This window comes from Agrobacterium sp. 22-214-1 (assembly GCF_053522465.1).
In genome coordinates this window covers 17,930-37,614 of sequence record NZ_JBNWCK010000002.1, presented here as the reverse complement: position 1 = coordinate 37,614, position 19,685 = coordinate 17,930, and the positions used below count along the sequence as shown (strand labels likewise).

Here is a 19,685-nt window from a genome sequence, read left to right as displayed (position 1 = left end):
CACTTCATCGAAAAAAGACGGGCACATCCTCCCAAATGCGCCCGTCCGTTCTTTATGGCTTAAAAGCTGCCTTTGCCCGGGAACCAGTTCGTTCCCGCCAGCGGAACCTGCGCCATGGCGGCAGCCTCCATCGTCAGCGCCACCAAATCTTCCGGCTCCAGATTGTGGAGATGGTTCTTGCCGCAGGCACGCGCGATGGTCTGCGCCTCGAGCGTCATGACCTTCAGGTAATTGGCAAGACGGCGGCCGGCGGCAACGGGATCGAGGCGCGCGGCAAGCTCCGGATCCTGCGTGGTGATGCCGGCAGGGTCTTTGCCCTCGTGCCAGTCATCGTAAGCGCCGGCCGTGGTGCCGAGTTTCTGGTACTCGTCTTCCCACTTCGGATCATTGTCGCCAAGCGCCACCAGCGCCGCCGTGCCGATCGCGACCGCATCGGCACCCAGCGCCAGCGCCTTGGCGACATCGGCACCCGAACGGATGCCGCCGGAGACGATGAGCTGCACCTTGCGGTGCATACCGAGATCCTGAAGCGCCTGAACTGCGGGGCGAATGCAGGCAAGCGTGGGCATGCCGACATTTTCGATGAAGACATCCTGCGTGGCCGCCGTGCCGCCCTGCATGCCATCCAGCACCACCACATCCGCACCGGCCTTCACCGCCAGTGCCGTGTCGTAATAGGGCCGCGCGCCGCCGACCTTGATATAGATCGGCTTTTCCCAGTCGGTAATTTCACGCAGTTCGAGGATCTTGATTTCCAGATCATCCGGACCGGTCCAATCAGGGTGACGGCAGGCGGAACGCTGGTCGATACCCTTCGGCAGGTTGCGCATATTGGCGACGCGATCGGAAATCTTCTGGCCGAGCAACATGCCGCCGCCGCCCGGTTTCGCGCCCTGGCCGACGACGACCTCGATGGCGTCCGCGCGGCGCAGATCCTTCGGGTTCATGCCGTAACGGGAGGGCAGGTACTGATAAACCAGCGTCTGGCTGTGGCCGCGCTCCTCATCCGTCATGCCGCCATCGCCCGTCGTGGTGGAAGTGCCGGCGATTGTCGCACCACGGCCGAGCGCTTCCTTGGCGTTGCCTGAGAGAGCGCCGAAGCTCATGCCGGCAATGGTGATCGGCGTTTTCAGCGTGATCGGCTTCTTCGCGAAGCGCGTGCCGAGGGTCACGGTCGTATCGCATTTCTCGCGATAACCCTCGAGCGGATAACGCGAGATGGACGCGCCGAGAAACAGGAGATCGTCGAAATGCGGCACCTTGCGCTTGGTGCCCGCACCGCGAATGTCATAGATGCCGGTCGCAGCCGCGCGGCGGATTTCCGCCAGCGTATGGTCGTCAAAGGTTGCGGATTTGCGCGGCGGGGTGAAAGGGTTGTGATAGCTCATCGGAATATCCCTCGCCTCAATACGCGTCGGCGTTGTCGATGTTGAAATTGTAGAGCGTGCGGGCGGAGCCGTAGCGCTTGAACTCACCGGGGCTGACATCGGTGACGCCGGCCTTTTCGAGGAGTTCGGCGAGCTTTTCGAGATGTTCCGGGCGCATCTCCTTTTCGATGCAATCAGCACCGAGGCTCTTCACCGAACCGCGCACAAAGAGCTTCGCCTCATAAAGGCTGTCGCCCAGCGCATCGCCCGCATCGCCGCAGACGACGAGATGGCCGGACTGGCCCATGAAGGCGGACATATGGCCGATATTACCCTTCACGACGATATCGATGCCCTTCATGGAAATGCCGCAGCGGGAGGCGGCATTGCCCCTGATGACCAGAAGTCCGCCGCGACCGGTGGCGCCGGCATATTGCGAAGCGTCGCCCTCGATGACGACGGTGCCGGACATCATATTTTCCGCAACGCCCGGCCCGGCCGAACCGTGCACGGTGACGGTGCCGCCATCATTCATGCCCGCACAATAATAACCGACGGAGCCGCGTACATCGACGGTCACAGGACTGTCGATGCCGACCGCCACGGCATGATGGCCGCGCGGATTGACCACTTCGAATTCGGTGTCGTTGGCTCCAGAGGAAAGGCCGTGGAGAGCACTATTGAGTTCACGCAACGGCGTGTGGGAGAGATCGAAAACTGGCATGGATTATGACTTTCAAAACAGGCGCCGATGACGGGTCTCAGGCAGCCTTTTCATGGTCCCAGAAATAGACGGTCGCCGGTTCCGGCTCCCAGACGCGGGCATTTTCAATGCCGGGCAGATTGACCAGCGCGCGATACTCAGAGCCGAAAGCGACATATTGGTCGGTCTCGGCCATGACAGCAGGCTTGCAGGCGATGGGATCACGCACCACGCCGAAACCGGATTTGGTGCCGACGACGAAAGTGAAGAAACCATCGAGATCATCGAGCGCACCGGTCAGCGCCTCGCCCAGATCCTTGCCCTTGGCCATTTCCGCCGTGAGATAGGCGGCGGCGACTTCCGAGTCGTTCTGTGTCTCGAAGACCATGCCTTCGCGCACCAGTTCGCGGCGCAGATTATTGTGGTTGGAAAGCGAGCCGTTATGCACAAGGCACTGGTCTGCGCCGGTGGAAAAGGGATGCGCGCCAAGCGTCGTCACCGCCGATTCCGTCGCCATGCGGGTGTGGCCGATGCCATGGGTGCCCGCCATGGAGCGCACGTCAAAACGGGTGACGACATCCTTCGGCAGGCCGGTTTCCTTGTAGATTTCGACGCTGTCGCCGGAACCCATCACGCGCACATTCGGGCGGATTACGGAAAGAACCGGACGGATACCATCCAGTTTTTCGGCGGGAATATCGAGAACAGCATGAGTACTTTTCACCGTGACCACGGCATCGACGCCGCTTTCCTTCAGCGCTTCGGCGAGGCCGGAAAAATCGACGGCGGGATCGGCCGACTGGATCGTCACTTTCGCGCGGCCATTGGCAGCGCTTCCGTAGATCGCGATGCCGGCCGAATCCGGGCCACGATCGGTCATGGTGACGAGCATGTCCGAAAGCAGCTGACCCAGCTGCGGTTCAAGGCTTTTGTCTTTCAGGAATAGTCCAACAATGCCGCACATCGACAGGCACCTCCATTCGTTTCTGAATGAAGGGCTAACATATGGAATTCCATTCCGTCAACTATCAGGAATATTTTTTTCTTCTAAGGCAAATTATCAATCGTTGCCCAGTCGCCTCTGCGGATAGGAAATGATCGACAGATAACGCGCGGGAAGCTTCACCAATTCCTCCGGCCCGTGCGGCGCGTCGGCGTCGAAAAACAGGCTGTCGCCGGCCTGCATGGTGAAAAGCTGCTCGCCGTGGCGGTAAACCACCTCGCCTTCCAGCATGTATAGAAACTCCATTCCCTCATGCTGGAAGGTCGGGAACACGTCCGAATCCTTGGTCAGCGTAATGAGATAGGGCTCAACGGTGACGCCGCTGGTATTGTTGTCGATATGGCCGAGCAGGCTGTATTGATGACCGGCGCGAGTGCCCCTGCGCTCGATATTCACGCCCTGCCCCGCCTTGACGAAGGTGGCGCTGCGCGGTTCCTCGAAACCGCGAAAGAAGGCCGTGATCGGCACGCCCAGCGCCTTTGAAAGCGTCTGCAGCGTGGTGAGCGACGGCGAGATATTGCCGTTTTCGATCTTGGAGAGCATGCCCACGGAAACGCCGGTGGCCGATGCAAGATCGGTGACCGTGATGCCGAGTTTCTTGCGATAGGCGCGCACCTCATGGCCAATCGCCATTTCCAGATTATTGACCCTTGGCTCGCGGATGGCATGGGGATCCTGCGACAGGAACTGCGCAGTTTCGGTCTTGGTGGTATCCTTCGCCATGGTGTCCTCCGGCATTATCGTGTTTTCCCTTCCTTACAGGAAAACTATTTTAATTCGGAGGAAATCTTTGCCGCATTGTATTTGGGGTATGGCCGAACCGGGCCTTGAAGCTCCCCGAAAAATGCCCGGCGCTTGAGAAGCCGGTGGCGAAGGCCACTTCGGCAATGGAGAGCGGGCTTTGCTCCAGCAACCGCCGGGCGTGATCGAGGCGGATCGCGCGGTATGTTTCCAGAAACGTCGTTTTCAGATGGGTTGCAAAAAGCCGGTCGAGGTGACGCGCGCTGGTTCCCACCAGTTTCGCCATGGTCTGCCGGTCGAGCGGGCTTTCGATGGTCGTCTCCATTTTTTCCAGCACTGCCAGCAGGGCCGGATGGTTGGTGCCATGGCGCTCGGCGGCGGAACCCCTTTGCGGCGCGCCGGGTTCGGCCACGGCCGTGTGCAGATACCAGTCGCTGACACGCCGTGCGAAATGCGCGCCCATTCGTTGCGAAATCATCGCATGCATCATGTCGAGGGGCGCGACGCCGCCGGCGCAGGTGATGCGGTCTCCATCGAAAACGAACCGCGCCTGCCGGGGCGTGAGATGGCCGAAGGCCTCTTTCAGCACCGGCGCATGCTCCCAGTGAATGGTGAAATCGCGGTTTTCCAGCAATCCCGCCGCCGCCAGCACATAAGCGCCGCTGGAAATGCCCCCGATCCGGACACCCTGCCGCGCCAGCCGCCTTAACGTCCCGTAAGAATTTTCCGCAACGGTCCAGTCCTGCGGCCCGCCCCCCGCGCAGACGAAGATCGTGTGGCATCTCTCGCCTGCGGTGGCGAGTGCCTCGCAGCCGACAACGATGCCGGAAGAACTTCTGACGGCCTCGCCATCGAAAGCCAGGGGAACCACATCGTAAAGATCGGTTCCGGCGATCAGATTGGCGGCCCGCAGCGGCTCTGCCGCCGAGGCGTAGGACATCAGCGCGAAATTCGGAACCAGGATGAAACCAATGCGCTGGACATTCTTCTGCTCAATGATCGTCATGTCTTTTTTTTAAATCATTATGTCCTTTACTTGCAATTCCCTTTCGAACGACGCCGGTAAGCTTGCGCCATATCGTTCGAGGTACGCAGATGCGCTATTCCGCCTTTTCCATTTTCAAAAACGGCCTTTTCGGCAACAAAGCGTGGAAACCCGCCTGGCGGGAGGTGTCTCCGAAACCGCATTATGACGTCATCATCGTTGGTGGCGGTGGGCACGGCCTGGCGACGGCCTATTATCTTGCGAAAGAATTCGGCGTCACCAATGTGGCGGTGCTGGAAAAGAATTATATCGGCTCCGGTAATGTCGGCCGTAACACCACGATCATTCGCTCCAATTATCTGCTGCCGGGTAACAATCCTTTCTACGAACTTTCGATGAAACTGTGGGAAGGGCTGGAGCAGGATTTCAATTTCAACGCCATGGTTTCCCAGCGCGGCGTGCTGAACCTCTATCATTCGGATGCGCAGCGCGACGCCTATACGAGGCGCGGCAACGCCATGCGGCTGCACGGCGTCGATGCCGAATTGCTGGACCGCGCCGCAGTCAAGGCGATGCTGCCGTTTCTCGATTTCGACAATGCCCGCTTTCCGGTGCAGGGCGGCCTGCTGCAAAGACGCGGCGGCACCGTGCGTCACGATGCCGTCGCCTGGGGTTATGCGCGCGGCGCGGACAGCCGCGGCGTCGATATCATTCAGGGCTGCGAGGTAACCGGCATTCGCCGCGAAAACGGCAGGGTCGTGGGTGTGGAGACCGCCAAGGGCTTCATCGGCTGCGGCAAGCTGGCGCTGGCGGCAGCCGGCAATTCCTCGCAGGTGGCCGCCATGGCCGGGCTGAAACTGCCGATCGAAAGCCATGTGTTGCAGGCTTTCGTGTCGGAGGGTCTGAAGCCCTTCATCGATGGCGTCGTCACCTTCGGGGCCGGCCATTTTTACGTCTCGCAATCGGACAAGGGCGGCCTCGTCTTCGGCGGCGATATAGACGGTTACAACTCCTATGCCCAGCGCGGCAATCTGGCGACGGTCGAACATGTCGCCGAAGCTGGCAAGGCGATGATACCGGCGCTCTCGCGCGTCCGGGTCCTGCGCTCCTGGGGCGGCATCATGGATATGTCGATGGATGGTTCGCCGATCATCGACCAGACCCCTATCGACAATCTCTATCTCAATGCCGGCTGGTGTTATGGCGGCTTCAAGGCGACGCCCGCCTCCGGTTTCTGCTTCGCCCATCTTCTGGCGCGCGGCGCACCGCAGGAAACGGCAACGGCCTTCCGGCTGGACCGCTTCCGGCGCGGTTATCTCATCGATGAAAAGGGCCAGGGCGCCCAGCCTAACCTTCACTAAATTTGTAGCGGGATGACGAAAACCGCTCGCACTTTTCGCCATCCCGCTATCTGGCGGATCAAGGACATCTGAAATGGCAAGTCTCGTGCCCTGCCCGCATTGCGGGCCAAGACCCAGGGAAGAATTCACCATCAAGGGCGCAGCCCTTCAAAGGCCCGCCGCCGATGCCGGCGCGGAGGAGTGGTTCGATTATGTCTATCTGCGCGACAATCCGCGCGGAGCCTATGAGGAATATTGGCACCACACATCCGGCTGCCGCCGCTGGCTGGTCGTCGCCCGCGATACCGCCACCCATGAGATATCCGCCTGCCGCGACGCCGCCGACAAGACGAAAGTGACAAACGCATGAGTGCCAACCGCCTGAAGATCGGCGGTCTGATCGACCGTTCCAAACCGCTTTCCTTCACCTTCGACGGCAAGCCGATGTCAGGCTTTGAGGGCGACAGCCTCGCCTCAGCCCTGCTTGCCAACGGCCAGAAACTTGTCGGTCGCAGTTTCAAATACCACCGCCCGCGCGGCATATTGACGGCGGGTGCAGCCGAGCCGAACGCGCTGATGACCATCGGCCGCGGCGGGCGCACGGAGCCGAACACGCGCGCCACCATGCAGGAGCTTTATGCCGGGCTGGAAGCCAGCAGCCAGAACCGCTGGCCCTCTCTCGATTTCGATATCGGCGCCTTGACCGGCCTTCTGTCTCCCTTCCTCGGGGCGGGGTTCTACTACAAGACCTTCATGTGGCCTGCCGCCTTCTGGGAAAAGGTCTACGAGCCCTTCATCCGCAAAGCCGCCGGCCTCGGCAAGGCGAGCTACGAGGCGGACCCGGATGCCTATGACAAATGCTGGGCACATTGCGACCTGCTGGTGATCGGCTCCGGCGCGGCGGGTCTGGCAGCAGCGCTTGCCGCAGGACGCGCCGGCGCGCGCATCATCATTGTCGATGAACATTCCGTGGCAGGCGGTGGACTTCTTTCCGAAACGGCAGCCATCGGCGGCCAGAGCGCTCCGGATTTCGCGGCGCAATGCGTTGCCGAACTCGAAGCCCTGCCGAATGTGACGGTGCTGACGCGAACCACGGCTTTCGGCTGGTATGACGGTAATGTCTTCGGCGCGGTGGAGCAGGTGCAGAAACATCTGCCCGATCCGAAAGCCCATGTGCCCGTGGAGCGCCTGTGGCGCATCGTCGCCAAGCGGGCGCTGCTTGCCACCGGCGCGGAAGAGCGGCCGCTGGTCTTCGGTGGCAATGATATTCCCGGCGTGATGATGGCCAGCGCCATGCGCAGCTATCTCAACCGTTATGCCGTAAGCCCCGGCATGGCGACGGCAATTTTCACCACCAATGACAGCGGTTATGCGCTTGCCCGCGATCTGGAAGCACAGGGTGTCACCCTTGCCGCCATCATCGACAGCCGCGAGCAGGGCAATCCGGGCTACGAAGGCAAGGCGCGCGTCATCAAGGGTGGCGTCGTCTCCAATGCCAAGGGCGGCAAGGCGCTTTCCGCCATCGAGGTTTATGCGAATGGCCGCGCGGAGAGCCTGAATGTCGATGCGCTGGCCATGTCGGGCGGCTTCAGCCCCATCATCCATCTCGCCTGCCATCGCGGCGGCAAGCCGGTCTGGTCGGAAGACGATGCCGCTTTTGTGGCGCCCGGCAATCTCAAGGGGCTGGAACTCGCCGGCGCGGTTTCCGCAATAAACGGTATCGCCGCCTGCCTTGAGGATGGCGCGCAGAAGGGCGCAGCGCTGGCGCAAGAGCTCGGCTTTGCATCAACCGCACCGATATTCGGCACGGTGGAAAACGATATCGTGGCCCCGCCCACAAAACCGCTCTGGTCCATCCCCGGCATCAGGGCGAAAGCCTTTGTCGATTACCAGAACGACGTTCACCGCAAGGATCTCGGTCTCGCCATCCGTGAAGGTTATGGCCATGTCGAACTGGCCAAACGCTACACCACCAACGGCATGGCGACGGATCAGGGCAAGCTTTCGAATGTCAACGCCATCGGGCTGCTGGCCGAAGCGCGCGGCGTTTCCCCGGCGGATGTCGGCACCACGACGTTCCGGCCGTTTTATACGCCCGTCTCCTTCGGCGCACTGACCGGAGCCTATCATGGCCAGCATTTCCAACCGGTACGCAAATCGCCGCTGCATGGCTGGGCCGAGAAAAACGGGGCCGTGTTCGTCGAAACCGGTCTCTGGTATCGCTCCTCCTGGTTTCCGCGCGAAGGCGAAAACGGCTGGCGGCAAAGCGTCGATCGTGAGGTTCTGAATGTGCGCAAGAATGCCGGGCTCTGCGATGTGTCGATGCTCGGCAAGATCGAAATCTGTGGCAAGGACGCCGCCGAATTCCTGAACCGGGTTTATTGCAACGCTTTCCTCAAACTGCCGGTCGGCAAGGCGCGTTATGGCCTGATGCTGCGTGAGGACGGCATGATCTATGACGACGGCACCACCAGCCGGCTGGAGGAAAACCGCTTCTTCATGACGACCACCACCGCCTATGCGGCGGGCGTCATGAACCATCTGGAATTCTGCGCGCAGGCGCTCTGGCCGGATCTCGACGTGCGGCTTGCCTCCGTCACCGATCAATGGGCGCAGATAGCGATTGCCGGGCCGAAGGCACGCGCCATTCTGCAAAGAATCGTCGATGAAGATATTTCCGATGAAGCCTTTCCCTTCCTCGCAGCCCGGGAAGTCTCCCTGTTTGGCGGGCAACTGCATGGACGCCTGTTCCGGATTTCCTTCTCCGGCGAACTGGCCTACGAGCTTGCCGTCCCGGCCGGTTACGGCGAGAGCGTCGCCGATGCGCTGATGGAAGCCGGCGAGTCGGAGAATATCATGCCTTATGGTGTTGAGGCGCTTGGCGTGCTGCGCATCGAAAAGGGCCATGTCACTCACAACGAAATAAACGGCACGGTGGTGCCGGCCGATCTCGGCTTCGGCAAATTGGTCTCCGCCACCAAGGCCGATTTCATCGGCCGGCGGATGCTGGAGCGCGAGGGTCTTTCGGCAGCGGACCGTTCGAGCCTTGTCGGCGTCGTGCCGCTGGATAAAAACCAGTCATTCCGCACCGGTTCGCATATTCTCGAAAGGGATGCGGCGGCAACGCTGGAAAACGATCAGGGTTATGTGACCTCAAGCGCGTTTTCACCCCATCTCGGTTCGACCATCGGCCTCGCCCTCGTCAAGAATGGCCCCGCGCGGCATGGTGAGGAAGTCATGGTCTGGAACGGTCTGCGCAATGAATTCACCGCCGCCCGCCTGTGCCATCCGGTTTTCTTCGACCCTGAGAACGAGAAGCTCCATGTCTGATTTCAAGCCCGATTTCAAATCTGGTTTCCGACCGACGCTCCGCCCGGTGCTGGGCAAAAAGAGAGCGATTGCTTCAACCGCCATCAAGCTCTCTCCCCTGCCGGAAGGCGCGATCATCCATGTGCTGGCCGCGCCCGGCGCAGCGGATATGGAAGTCCGTCTGCGCAGCTTCGCAAAAGGCGATGTGCGGGCGGTCTCTCCCGGCCAATGGTTCATCGTCGGCGAAGAGCCGCTGTCCCACGCGGAGATGAATGCGTTTCTTGCGGCGCTTGAGCCGCAGGCGACGGGAGTGGACCAGAGCCAGGGACGCGTGCGTATTCGTATCGAAGGCAGGATGGCCGAGCGGGTGCTGGCAAAAGGAACGGCGGTCGATCTTTCCATCGCGGCTTTTCCGGCGGGACGCTCCGCGACGACGCTGATCGGCCACATCGCCGCGCATCTCACCCGGCTTGATGGGCAGGTGTTCGAAGTCATTGTTTTACGCGGTTTCGCCGAAAGCCTGTGGGACGATCTTGCCCGGATGAGCCTTGAATTCCAGTGATCTTATCGGCCTAGGTCCAGATGCTTTCGGGCGTCAGGATTTCAAAGGGAACGATCCGCTGTTCGACGGAGGATGTGTCGCCATTCTCGACGCGCCGTAACATCACGTCGATCAATTGCTGCGGCATTCTGTCGAGGGGAAGCGGCAGCGAGGCGGTAATCAGCCCCTCATTCAGGCCCTTGCGCGTTTCCGGGCCGATATCGTTGCAAACGATCTTTATGCCGCGCTGCTTTTCCGTGGGCAGCTCCCGAAGTGCCCGCAGAACGCCGGATATGCCACCGCCATTGACATAAATCCCCTTGAGGCCGGGTTCGGAAGCGATCATGTCGCGGATGATGACATAGGCATTTTCAGGCTCTTCAAAGGTCAGCAGCGTTTCCGCGACCTGCAATTCAGGTGTGTTCTCGCGGATATAGGAGCGGAAGCTGGCATCCGAAACATCCTGACATTGATAGCGGTTGCTGCCGATCAGCGGCACGACCACCCCCTCGCCCTTTACCGTCTGGCTGAGGAACCAGGCCGCAGTCCGACCGCGTTTCCAGCTGTCGGTTCCGACGAAACCCGCGCGGCTCGCCGCCGACAGATCAGACACGTAGGTTACCACGGGAACGCCCCTGCCCCGCAGCTCGTCGATTGTCTGGCTGACGAGTGGATGATCGGCCGTCACCACCGCGATCGCGCTGCAGGATTGCCCCATCTTCAGGAGATTGGCGGAAACGGCCTCCGGTGAGAGGTCGTCCTCGAACACAACATCCGGCTCGATGACGCTGTCCGGCCTCTGGCGTGCAGCGGTAAGGATTCCCTCCGCCCACAACCGGTAGAGCGGCCGATGGGATTGTTGCAGCAGAAAACCGAGCCTGTAATGGGGCATGGCCTCACGACGGCGGTCCTTGATGGTGCCGAGACCATAAAAACCAATCTCTTCCGCGGCCTTGAGAATCTGGTCGATCGTATCCTGACGCACGGCGGTCGAACCGTGCAGCAACCGGTTGACCGTGGAGATGCTGACACCGGCTGCCTTGGCGAGATCGGTAATGGTCGGGCGGTTCATGGCACCTCACAATCGTATCATCTATGAATGACATGGAATGATACGAAATGCAACATTAAATGAAATATAAATTCCATTCTCAAGAAAATGAAAGATATAAACCATCCTGTCATTTTGGCCCATCGGGAGAATGGGCAGGGAGGAAACAATGGCATATTTCAAGAAACTTCTCATCGCGGGTGCTGCATCGCTGGTGATGGCATCCGGGGCATCTGCAGCCAATATTGCCGTTGTGGGTGGCAAGAATGACGATGCGTTCTGGAACCTCATCAAAAAGGGTCTTGATGACGCACGCCTCGTGGTCGAGGCAAATGGCGGCAAGGTCAATTATCTTCGCCTGCAAACCTACGACAATTTTGCGCCCGATGTGGTGCAGCTGATCCAGACCGCCATCAGCCAGAAGGTCGATGGTCTCGTGATCCCGAACTGGGTGCCCGAAGGCGAGGATCCGGCGATACGCGAAGCCATCAAGGCCGGCATCAAGGTCATTCTCATGAATGCCGGGGGACATGAAAAGGCGAAAGAACTCGGTGCGATCAATTATGTCGGCTCCGACGAATATCTGGCAGGTGTGGCCGGCGGCGAATATTTCGCCAAACAGGGCAAAAGCAACGTCATCTGTGTCAACACCGTTCCGGGCGCGGCCAATCTCGAAGCGCGATGCAAGGGTGTCCTGGACGGCATCACCAAGGCCGGCGGCACCGGCAAGCAGCTGCCGCTTCCGGCCACCAGCTTCGGCGACGCCAGCGCCGTGGCCGAAGCAATCAAGGCGACGCTGCTTCAGGACGGCAAGATCGACGGTGTTCTCACCATTTCCGCCGGTGACGCGGATTCGGCCGCCATCGGCGTCATGCAGGCCGGCAAAACCGAAACGGCCCTGCTCGGCACCTTCGACCTCAACCAGTCCGGCCTCGACCGCATCAAGGACGGGACACAGGGTTTTGCAATCGACCAGCAGCCCTATCTGCAGTCACTGCTGGCGGTAACACTTCTGGCCTCGGCCATCGATTTCGGCACCGATCTGCCGACCGCCCCGCTGCTGACGGGACCGAACATCGTCGACAAATCCAACATCCAGACCACGCTTGCCGGCGTCGCCAAGGGAGCGCGCTGAGCGGTTATCCATACCCGCCTCCGATCCCCAACGAAACCGGGGGTCGGGGTTTGACGGCAAAAGGATATCCCCACGGCACTTAGGGCCAATATTGGAGTGAACGACGTGAAAAATCTCTCTTTGGGCGACCTTTTGCGCCGCCCGGAATCCGGCGCCTTTCTCGGCCTTGTTTTCGTTCTTGCCTTCTTCGTCATCTTCGGCAGCATCGATTTCCTGAAACCCGCCGGCGCCGCAAGCTGGCTGAATGTCGCGGCCAATCTCGGCATCGTCGCCATTCCCGTCGGGCTGCTGATGATTTCCGGCGAGCTCGATATTTCCATCGGCGCGATGATCCCAGCCGGCGCGCTGACAGTCGCCATCATCACCGGTTATTACGGCATGCCGATCTGGCTCGGCATTATCGGCGCGCTTGGTCTTGGGGTGCTTGTCGGGCTGATCAACGGCTTTCTGGTGATACGGACCGTGGTGCCCTCACTGATCGTCACGCTCGGCACGCTGTTTGCGGTGCAGGGGCTGATCCTCGGCTTTTCCGTGCTGCTGACCGGCACGACCAGCGTGGCGCTGAGCCCGGCGCAATCCGGCCCCATCGCCAAATTCCTGTTCGGACAGTTCATCGGCGGCAGCTTTCAGGTCAGCATCGTCTGGTGGCTGCTGCTGACGGCGATCTATATCTTCTATGTCCATTATTCGCCCTTCGGAAACTGGATTTTCGCCATGGGCGGCGACCGCGTGAGCGCCCGCAACGCCGGTATTCCCACTGACAAGCTGACGGTGACGCTTTTCGTCCTTTCTTCCGTCAGCGCCTCCTTCGTCGGTGTCTGTCAGGCGATCCTGTTCAATGTCGCCCAGGTTTCAGCCGGCATGACCTTCATCTTCAACTCCATCATCGCGGTCGTCGTGGGCGGGGTGCTGCTAACGGGCGGTTTCGGTTCGGTGATCGGTATTTTTCTCGGCACCATCACCTTCGCCATCGTCAATCAGGGCATTTATTTCACTGCCTTTGATCGCAACTGGTCGAGCCTCATCATCGGCGTCATGCTGCTGCTGGCCGTGCTGATGAACAACACTTTCCGTGTCATGGCGCTCACCTATTCGCCGAAGAAGAAGTGAGGCAAGACGATGTCGACACCCATTCTCGAACTTAAGAACGTCAACAAATCCTTCGGCCCGATCGATGTTCTGCACGATATCTCGCTGAAGGTACGGGCAGGCGAGGTGCTCTGCCTGCTGGGAGACAATGGCGCTGGAAAATCCACGCTGATCAAGACGCTGGCCGGCGTCTACCAGCCGAGTTCCGGCGAAGTGCTGATGGATGGACAGCCGGTCGATTTCGACGGGCCGCGCGATGCGCAGCGCATGGGCATTTCCACCGTGCATCAGTTCGGCGGAACCTTTCCGCTGATGAGCATCGGCCGCTCCTTCTTCATCGGTGCAGAACCCACCAAAGGCTTCTGGCCCTTCCGAATCTACGACCGCAAAAAAGCCAACGAAATCGCCGTCAAGGCGGTGCAGGAATTCGGCATCACCCGCATCGATGACGGCGACCGCCTGATCGGCGGGCTTTCCGGCGGCGAACGGCAATCGCTCGCCATCGCCCGCGCGGTGCATTTTGGCGCACGCGTTCTGATCCTCGATGAACCGACCGCGGCGCTGGGCGTGAAACAGGCGTCCCATGTCCTGCGCATCGTGCTGGAAGCCCGCAAGCGGGGGATCGCGGTGATCTTCATCACCCATCAGGTCACCCATGCCATCGCGGTCGGCGACCATTTCGCCGTGCTCATCCGCGGCGCGGTCGCCGCCAATTTCCGCAAGGGCGAAAAATCCCGCGAGGAAATCACCGATCTGATGGCCGGCGGTGAGGCGCTCGCCAATCTCGGCGCAGAGGTGGAAAATTACATGGCCAGCCATGACGGCCATCCGCCGCAGCCGCCATCGAATTAAGACATAGAGAAGGATCAAGACCGATGAAAATCGCCATCGACCCCCACATGCACCGTTTCACCAGCCTCGATGAGTTGCCCGCCAAGGTGAAGGAACTCGGCTACGACTGGATCGAACTCAGCCCGCGCGCCGATTTCCTCGAATGGTTCAAGGCGCCGCGCGTCTTTCCCGAGCGGATCGGGTCCTTCAAGAAGGCGCTGAAAGACGCCGATGTCGGCATCGCCTCGCTGCTGCCGATGTATCGCTGGGCCTCCAATGACGAGACCGAACGGCAGGCGGCGGTCAAACACTGGAAACGCGCCATCGAGATCGCCATCGAACTGGAGGTCGACACGATGAACTCCGAATTCGGCCGCGGACCGCATCCCGACAAGGGTTCCTGCTACTGCTGCCATACCGGCTCTATGATCGAGGCCTGCGAGGATGCCTGGTGGCGCTCGATGGAAGAGCTGGTGCCGATCTTCGAGCGCGAAAACATCAACCTGCATGTCGAGCCGCATCCGGAAGACTGGTGCGAGACATTGCAGCCAGCGCTCGACATCATCCGCACCGTCAATTCTAAGAATGTGAAGTTCCTCTATTGCGCGCCGCATACGTTCTATTTCGGCGACGACACCAAGGCGATGCTGCGCGAAGCCAAGGATGTGCTCGCCCATGTGCATGTGGGCGATACCTTCAACCACAAGGCCAGCTCCGGGCTTCGCTACATTCTCAATCCGCCGGGCACGCAGGCGCGGGTGCACCAGCATCTCAATATCGGCCAGGGCGAAGTGCCGTGGGACGACTTCTTCGGCACGCTTTCCGAAATCGGCTTCGACGGCATCATGACCTCCTGCGTCTTCGCCTGGGAGGACAGGGCCGATGAATCGGGCCGGTTCATGCGCACCAAGATGCAGGACTATATCGACCTCTATTTCAAGAAATGACGCGGCAAACCGGCGCTGAGCCCGAGGCGGACCCCGCCTCCCGCCGCGGCCATTCGCAACATCAAATGGAAAGACGACTGACATGATCAACGGAGAAAGACTAATTTCACGCCCGCTGCGCTGGGCCATGGTGGGCGGCGGACGCACGGGACAGGTGGGTTACAAGCATCGCACCGGCGCATTGCGCGACGGCAACTACCAGCTCGTCGCGGGCGCCTTCGACCTCGATGCCGAAAGAGGCAGAGATTTCGGCGTCAATCTCGGCGTGGCGGCGGAACGCTGCTATGCGGATTACAGGGCGCTGATTGCCGGCGAGACGGCGCGCGAAGACGGTGTGGACGTCGTATCCATCGCCACCCCCAATTTCACCCATTACGAGATCACCAAGGCCTGCCTTGAGGCCGGGCTGCACGTCATCTGCGAAAAGCCGCTATTCTTCACCGTGGCCGAATGCGACGAGGTGGCGCGGCTGGCCGAGCAGAAGGGCCTGATCGTCGGCGTCACCTATGGCTTTACCGGGCATCCGCTCGTCCACCAGATGGCGGCCATGGTCAAAAAGGGAATGCTGGGCGACATCCGCATCGTCGACCTGCAATATACCCATGGTTTCAATGCCGGTGACGATGTGGGCGCGGGCGAGGCCGTCAAATGGCGCACCAATCCCCGCACCGCCGGCCCGACCTTCGTGCTGGGCGATATCGGCACGCATCTTTATTATCTCTCGGAAGTCGTGCTGTCGCATATGAAGGTGGAACGCCTGCTCTGCGACCGCAAGGCCTTCATTCCCACGCGCGCGCCGCTGGAAGACCACGCCACCGTTCTGATGCATTACGACAATGGCGCACGCGGCCGCCTCTGGGTCTCCTCCGTCAATGCCGGCAATATGGGATCGCAGCGTTACCGTTTCGTCGGCTCCAAGGCGTCGCTCGAATGGTCGGATTCCCATCCCGATCAGCTGATCTACGAGGTTCAGGGCGAACCCGGCCGCATCCTGCACCACGGCATGTCCTATCTGGAACAGGAAAGCCTCGCCATCGACCGCATGGGCGCGCTGCATACCGAAGGTCTCGGCGATAGCTGGTCGAACATTTATCTCTGGATCGCCCAGGCGATCGACGCGGCAAATCGCGGTGACAGGGCTTTCCTGAAAACCCACCATTATCCCGGCATCACGGCCGGCACCGAAGGCGTTCGCTGGCTGGAAAACTGCGTCCGTTCGGCCGATGCCGGCGCCGCCTGGGTCGATTTCGCTTAACCAGCTTGGGCGCGCGCCGGACAACTCTCCCGTCCTCCTCCTCTTCAGGCGCGTCCCCATACCTCCTCGGAAAGATGAACGATGAAACTCGCAATTTGTACTGACGTCATGGCAAGCCTGCCTTTCACCGATATGCTCGACAAATGCGTCGCGCTCGGTGTCGAGGGCATCGAGATGACCGGCGGCGGCTGGTCCAGCGGCCCGCATTTCAGGGCCGACGAACTTCTGGCGGATAAGGGTCTGCTCAAATCCAGGCTCAAGGAAATCGAGGCCCGTGGCCTCGAAATCGCTGCGCTGAATTGCTCCGCCAATCCGCTCGATCCCGGCGATATGGGCAAGCGCCACCTGAAGGAGATTAAGGACACCGTCCGGCTGGCGGGCGAAATCGGCGTGACGAAGATCGTCACCATGTCCGGCCTGCCGGAAGCAGCGCCGGGCGACACCGTGCCGAACTGGCTCGTCTACACCAAGAGCTGGCCGAACGAGATGCCGGAGCGCGACCGTTACCAATGGGAAGATCGCGCCTTTCCGCTCTGGCACGGGCTTGTGAAGCTCGCCAGGGAAGCGGGCGTCGAAAAATATGCGCTCGAGAATTTCTCGGCCATGCTCGTCTGGAACCCGGAGACCCTGTTCCGCCTGCGCAATGAAGTCGGCCCGACGGTCGGCATGAACCTCGACCCGTCGCACCTGATGTGGATGGGGGCCGATCCCATCGCGTCCGCCCGTGCACTCGGCAGCGCGATCCACCATTGCCACGGCAAGGACACCCGCGTCGAACGCGGACTGGCCGATGTGAACGGCCTGCTGGAGCTGAAAGAGGTGACGGATGTCGCCAACCGCAGCTGGAACTATGTGGCGGTGGGCGCCGGCCATGATCTGCAATGGTGGAAGGAATTTTTCTCCGTGGTGCGCATGGCCGGTTACAATGGCTGGGTCAGTCTGGAAATGGAAGATTTCACCATGTCCACCGAGGCGGGCATCCAGTCCTCCATCGACGCCCTGCAAGCCACCATCAGCCGCTGAGACCTGCTCCGGGCCGCACAAGGCGGCCCGGCGTCAATTGCGCCACGAGGATGTCATGACCAACCGGATCACCATCACCACCGCTCCCTGCTGCTGGGGCGTCGACGACGTCAAAAATCCCCATCTCCCCCACTGGGAAAAGGTGCTGGACGAGGCGAAGGCCGCTTGTTTCGGCGGTCTGGAACTCGGCCCCTACGGTTATCTGCCGCTCAACCTCGGGCGTGTTTCGCAGGCGCTCAATGAGCGCGACCTGAAGATCGTCGCCGGCACGATCTTCGACGATCTGGTCTCACCGGAGAACCGCAACAATCTGCTGCGCCAGACCGACGAAATCTGCGCGCTGATCACCCGCCTGCCGAAGCCGGAAACCCATGCCGGCCAACGCTTTTCCGCCCCCTATCTGACGGTGATGGACTGGGGACATGACGAGCGGGACTATGCCGCCGGCCATTCCGACCGCGCGCCGCGCCTCGATGGCGGCGCATGGAAAGGCATGGTCGAAAACATCCGCGCCATCGCAACGCTCGCCCGCGACAAATATGGCGTGCGTGCCACCATCCACCCCCATGCTGGCGGCTACATCGAATTTGCCGATGAGTTGCAGCAGATCGTCGAGGACATTCCTGCCGATCTGGCGGGTCTGTGCCTCGATACCGGCCATATGGCCTATTCCGGCATGGATCCCGTCACCACGCTTCGCCGCTATTGGGATCGTGTCGACTATATTCATTTCAAGGATATCGACGCCACGGTTTTCGAGGAGGTGATGGCAGAACGCATCCGCTTCTTCGACGCCTGCGCCAAAGGCGTCATGTGCCCGATCGGTCGCGGCTCAATCGACTATCCAGCCATCCGCAGCCTTCTGACGGAACTTGGCTACGGCGGCTATATCACCATCGAACAGGAGCGCGACCCGCGCAATGCCGGCGGCATTCTGGATGATCTGGCCGCCAGCAGGGCATTTCTCGCTGAGTGTGGGTTCTGAGCGGGCACAAGATAGGCAAGTGCATCGTTCCATGGACTGGCCCGGCACGGCGAAGTGAAAATGACGGAGATACTCAACTTCTGAGTGAAAGAGCTTCGGAACGAAAGTTATGGCGGAGAGGGTGGGATTCGAACCCACGATACCCTTGCAGGTATGCCGCATTTCGAGTGCGGTGCATTCGACCACTCTGCCACCTCTCCGCATGCGCGAACGCTTGCGTTGCGCGCTCCTCATAAACATCAATGGCCGGGCTGACATACATGAGAGTGGCCGGTTCGTGCCGGTAATCACTTCTCTATCATTTGATTGGCACGTTGCGCAAATGGGCAGCAATGCGCGTCCTCTCATCCTGCCTCGTAAGCCTGCCTTAGGAGAGTCTGCGCTTTCTCGAAATCTGCCATTGATCTCAGTATCACCTGCAGGTCGCCGCTGCCGTAATGGCCTATATTTCGAAAATCACGCGTAAAGCCTTCTTCGAGATCCAGCTCCGCAGGATTTAATTTGAGAAAAAGCATTACAGTCCGAGCTTGCGGATAGATTTCCATGCACACGAAATTCTTTAATCGCTTAAATGCTGTGTAGAGCTTGAGCTCCTTGACCTGGACGTCATCACCGAGCCCCACAAGGAATTGGTATACTGCATCGTAGATGTCACGAAGCTCTGACGATGACTGGGACAGGCGATAGCTCATCCGGTTGCTGAGATAGGGATCGTTGGCCTGTCCTACCTCCGTCGTGTGATCCGCAACTTGCGGCTCAGCCGATGCCTTTGTCACGCTCAACCGTGCGGACTTGGGCGCATGCACAAGCTCGATCATCAACAGGTCATCACCAAACTTACGGTAACGAATAAGCTCGATGTTTCGTGCAATCTGCTTGACTGCGTGCTCGTCATATCGCGTAAAATCGCCGGCAATACAAAGCAGACGCGGCGAGGTCCAGTCTACGGCTTTGGCTACCTCCGGCCCCAGGCGCTCCATCACCAGCCATTGAAACTCCTTGCGATGATCGAGCAACCAATCGAGGTAGAAGAGCCCTTGATTGATGACATTCTCATTGACCGAACGCTTATATTCGATGATGACGGGTGAATTGTCTTCATCCACACCGAGCGTATCAATCCTGCCGCCGTGGACTGCACCAGTTGAATGTTCGCTGGCGAGAAATCGAATTCCAAGGAGAGCTTCCAGGTTTGCCTCGAATAACTTCTGGAGCGATTTCTCGACCTGGACGGCAGCACCGGCAAGCTCCGTCACTTGGCCACCATTGAAATGAAACAGCTTGATATCGCTCAAAATTTACTCCGATAAGGATCAGAAATTGCACACAAAGTTCTATTCGCCTTAACGCCGTTGTCCAGATAAATTGCCACGCGGCTCC

General features: G+C 60.2%; 18 protein-coding genes and 1 tRNA gene. 11 read left to right on the top strand and 8 right to left on the bottom strand.

Going from position 1 to position 19,685, the window contains the following annotated elements; translation table 11 throughout:
- Positions 1–59: 59 nt before the first annotated feature.
- The 5 genes from ACQZ5G_RS09950 to ACQZ5G_RS09930 all read right to left on the bottom strand — a co-directional run bounded on the left by ACQZ5G_RS09950 (position 60) and on the right by ACQZ5G_RS09930 (position 4,820).
- Complete coding sequence (locus ACQZ5G_RS09950; protein ID WP_078052083.1) at positions 60–1,388, bottom strand: FMN-binding glutamate synthase family protein; 1,329 nt, start codon at positions 1,386–1,388, stop codon at positions 60–62.
- A 16-nt stretch (positions 1,389–1,404) separates the two neighbouring features.
- Positions 1,405–2,091 (bottom strand): GltB/FmdC/FwdC-like GXGXG domain-containing protein, encoded by a 687-nt coding sequence (locus ACQZ5G_RS09945; protein ID WP_142856368.1) that lies wholly within the window; start codon positions 2,089–2,091, stop codon positions 1,405–1,407.
- A gap of 37 nt (positions 2,092–2,128) precedes the next feature.
- Entirely contained in the window at positions 2,129–3,034 is a 906-nt protein-coding gene (locus tag ACQZ5G_RS09940) for a class II glutamine amidotransferase (RefSeq protein ID WP_448737784.1), read from the bottom strand.
- A 96-nt stretch (positions 3,035–3,130) separates the two neighbouring features.
- Positions 3,131–3,811 (bottom strand): helix-turn-helix domain-containing protein, encoded by a 681-nt coding sequence (locus ACQZ5G_RS09935; RefSeq protein WP_003519605.1) that lies wholly within the window; start codon positions 3,809–3,811, stop codon positions 3,131–3,133.
- Positions 3,812–3,845: 34 nt separating this feature from the next.
- Positions 3,846–4,820 carry a GlxA family transcriptional regulator gene (locus ACQZ5G_RS09930; RefSeq protein ID WP_448737785.1) on the bottom strand — a complete coding sequence of 325 codons (975 nt, stop codon included), beginning with the start codon at positions 4,818–4,820 and terminating at the stop codon, positions 3,846–3,848.
- A gap of 89 nt (positions 4,821–4,909) precedes the next feature.
- On the opposite strand from ACQZ5G_RS09930, the gene ACQZ5G_RS09925 reads away from it, so the two are divergent.
- From ACQZ5G_RS09925 to soxG, 4 genes are all read left to right on the top strand, one after another.
- On the top strand, positions 4,910–6,160 hold the full coding sequence (locus ACQZ5G_RS09925) for a sarcosine oxidase subunit beta family protein (protein WP_196378509.1): 1,251 nt from the start codon (positions 4,910–4,912) through the stop codon (positions 6,158–6,160).
- A 73-nt stretch (positions 6,161–6,233) separates the two neighbouring features.
- Positions 6,234–6,509 (top strand): sarcosine oxidase subunit delta family protein, encoded by a 276-nt coding sequence (locus ACQZ5G_RS09920; protein WP_065656564.1) that lies wholly within the window; start codon positions 6,234–6,236, stop codon positions 6,507–6,509.
- A complete protein-coding gene (locus ACQZ5G_RS09915) occupies positions 6,506–9,469 on the top strand; it encodes a sarcosine oxidase subunit alpha (RefSeq protein WP_448737786.1) in 2,964 nt (987 codons plus the stop codon). Before ACQZ5G_RS09920 ends, ACQZ5G_RS09915 begins: the two co-directional genes overlap by 4 nt.
- Complete coding sequence (gene soxG / locus ACQZ5G_RS09910; protein WP_448737787.1) at positions 9,462–10,010, top strand: sarcosine oxidase subunit gamma family protein; 549 nt, start codon at positions 9,462–9,464, stop codon at positions 10,008–10,010. The genes ACQZ5G_RS09915 and soxG overlap by 8 nt, the downstream gene beginning before the upstream one ends.
- 10 nt (positions 10,011–10,020) lie before the next feature.
- On the opposite strand, the gene ACQZ5G_RS09905 is transcribed toward soxG, so the two are convergent.
- Complete coding sequence (locus ACQZ5G_RS09905; protein ID WP_448737788.1) at positions 10,021–11,061, bottom strand: LacI family DNA-binding transcriptional regulator; 1,041 nt, start codon at positions 11,059–11,061, stop codon at positions 10,021–10,023.
- 148 nt (positions 11,062–11,209) lie between these two features.
- Between ACQZ5G_RS09905 and ACQZ5G_RS09900 the strand changes: the two genes are divergently transcribed.
- The 7 genes from ACQZ5G_RS09900 (at position 11,210) to ACQZ5G_RS09870 (ending at position 18,305) form a co-directional block, all read left to right on the top strand.
- Complete coding sequence (locus tag ACQZ5G_RS09900; RefSeq protein WP_448737789.1) at positions 11,210–12,175, top strand: substrate-binding domain-containing protein; 966 nt, start codon at positions 11,210–11,212, stop codon at positions 12,173–12,175.
- 105 nt (positions 12,176–12,280) lie between these two features.
- A complete protein-coding gene (locus ACQZ5G_RS09895; RefSeq protein WP_448737790.1) occupies positions 12,281–13,285 on the top strand; it encodes an ABC transporter permease in 1,005 nt (334 codons plus the stop codon).
- Between the two features lie 9 nt (positions 13,286–13,294).
- A complete protein-coding gene (locus ACQZ5G_RS09890) occupies positions 13,295–14,116 on the top strand; it encodes an ATP-binding cassette domain-containing protein (RefSeq protein ID WP_448737791.1) in 822 nt (273 codons plus the stop codon).
- Positions 14,117–14,139: 23 nt separating this feature from the next.
- Complete coding sequence (locus tag ACQZ5G_RS09885; RefSeq protein ID WP_448737792.1) at positions 14,140–15,042, top strand: sugar phosphate isomerase/epimerase family protein; 903 nt, start codon at positions 14,140–14,142, stop codon at positions 15,040–15,042.
- 82 nt (positions 15,043–15,124) lie between these two features.
- Positions 15,125–16,297, top strand: coding sequence for a Gfo/Idh/MocA family protein (locus ACQZ5G_RS09880; protein ID WP_448737793.1), 1,173 nt, complete (start codon positions 15,125–15,127; stop codon positions 16,295–16,297).
- A gap of 81 nt (positions 16,298–16,378) precedes the next feature.
- Positions 16,379–17,320 carry a sugar phosphate isomerase/epimerase family protein gene (locus tag ACQZ5G_RS09875; RefSeq protein WP_448737794.1) on the top strand — a complete coding sequence of 314 codons (942 nt, stop codon included), beginning with the start codon at positions 16,379–16,381 and terminating at the stop codon, positions 17,318–17,320.
- 55 nt (positions 17,321–17,375) lie between these two features.
- Complete coding sequence (locus ACQZ5G_RS09870) at positions 17,376–18,305, top strand: sugar phosphate isomerase/epimerase family protein (RefSeq protein WP_448737795.1); 930 nt, start codon at positions 17,376–17,378, stop codon at positions 18,303–18,305.
- Between the two features lie 110 nt (positions 18,306–18,415).
- Here the strand turns inward: ACQZ5G_RS09870 and ACQZ5G_RS09865 are convergent.
- Positions 18,416–18,505, bottom strand: a tRNA-Ser gene (locus ACQZ5G_RS09865).
- A gap of 144 nt (positions 18,506–18,649) precedes the next feature.
- Entirely contained in the window at positions 18,650–19,600 is a 951-nt protein-coding gene (locus tag ACQZ5G_RS09860; RefSeq protein ID WP_448737796.1) for a DUF5655 domain-containing protein, read from the bottom strand.
- Between the last annotated feature and the right edge of the window lie 85 nt (positions 19,601–19,685).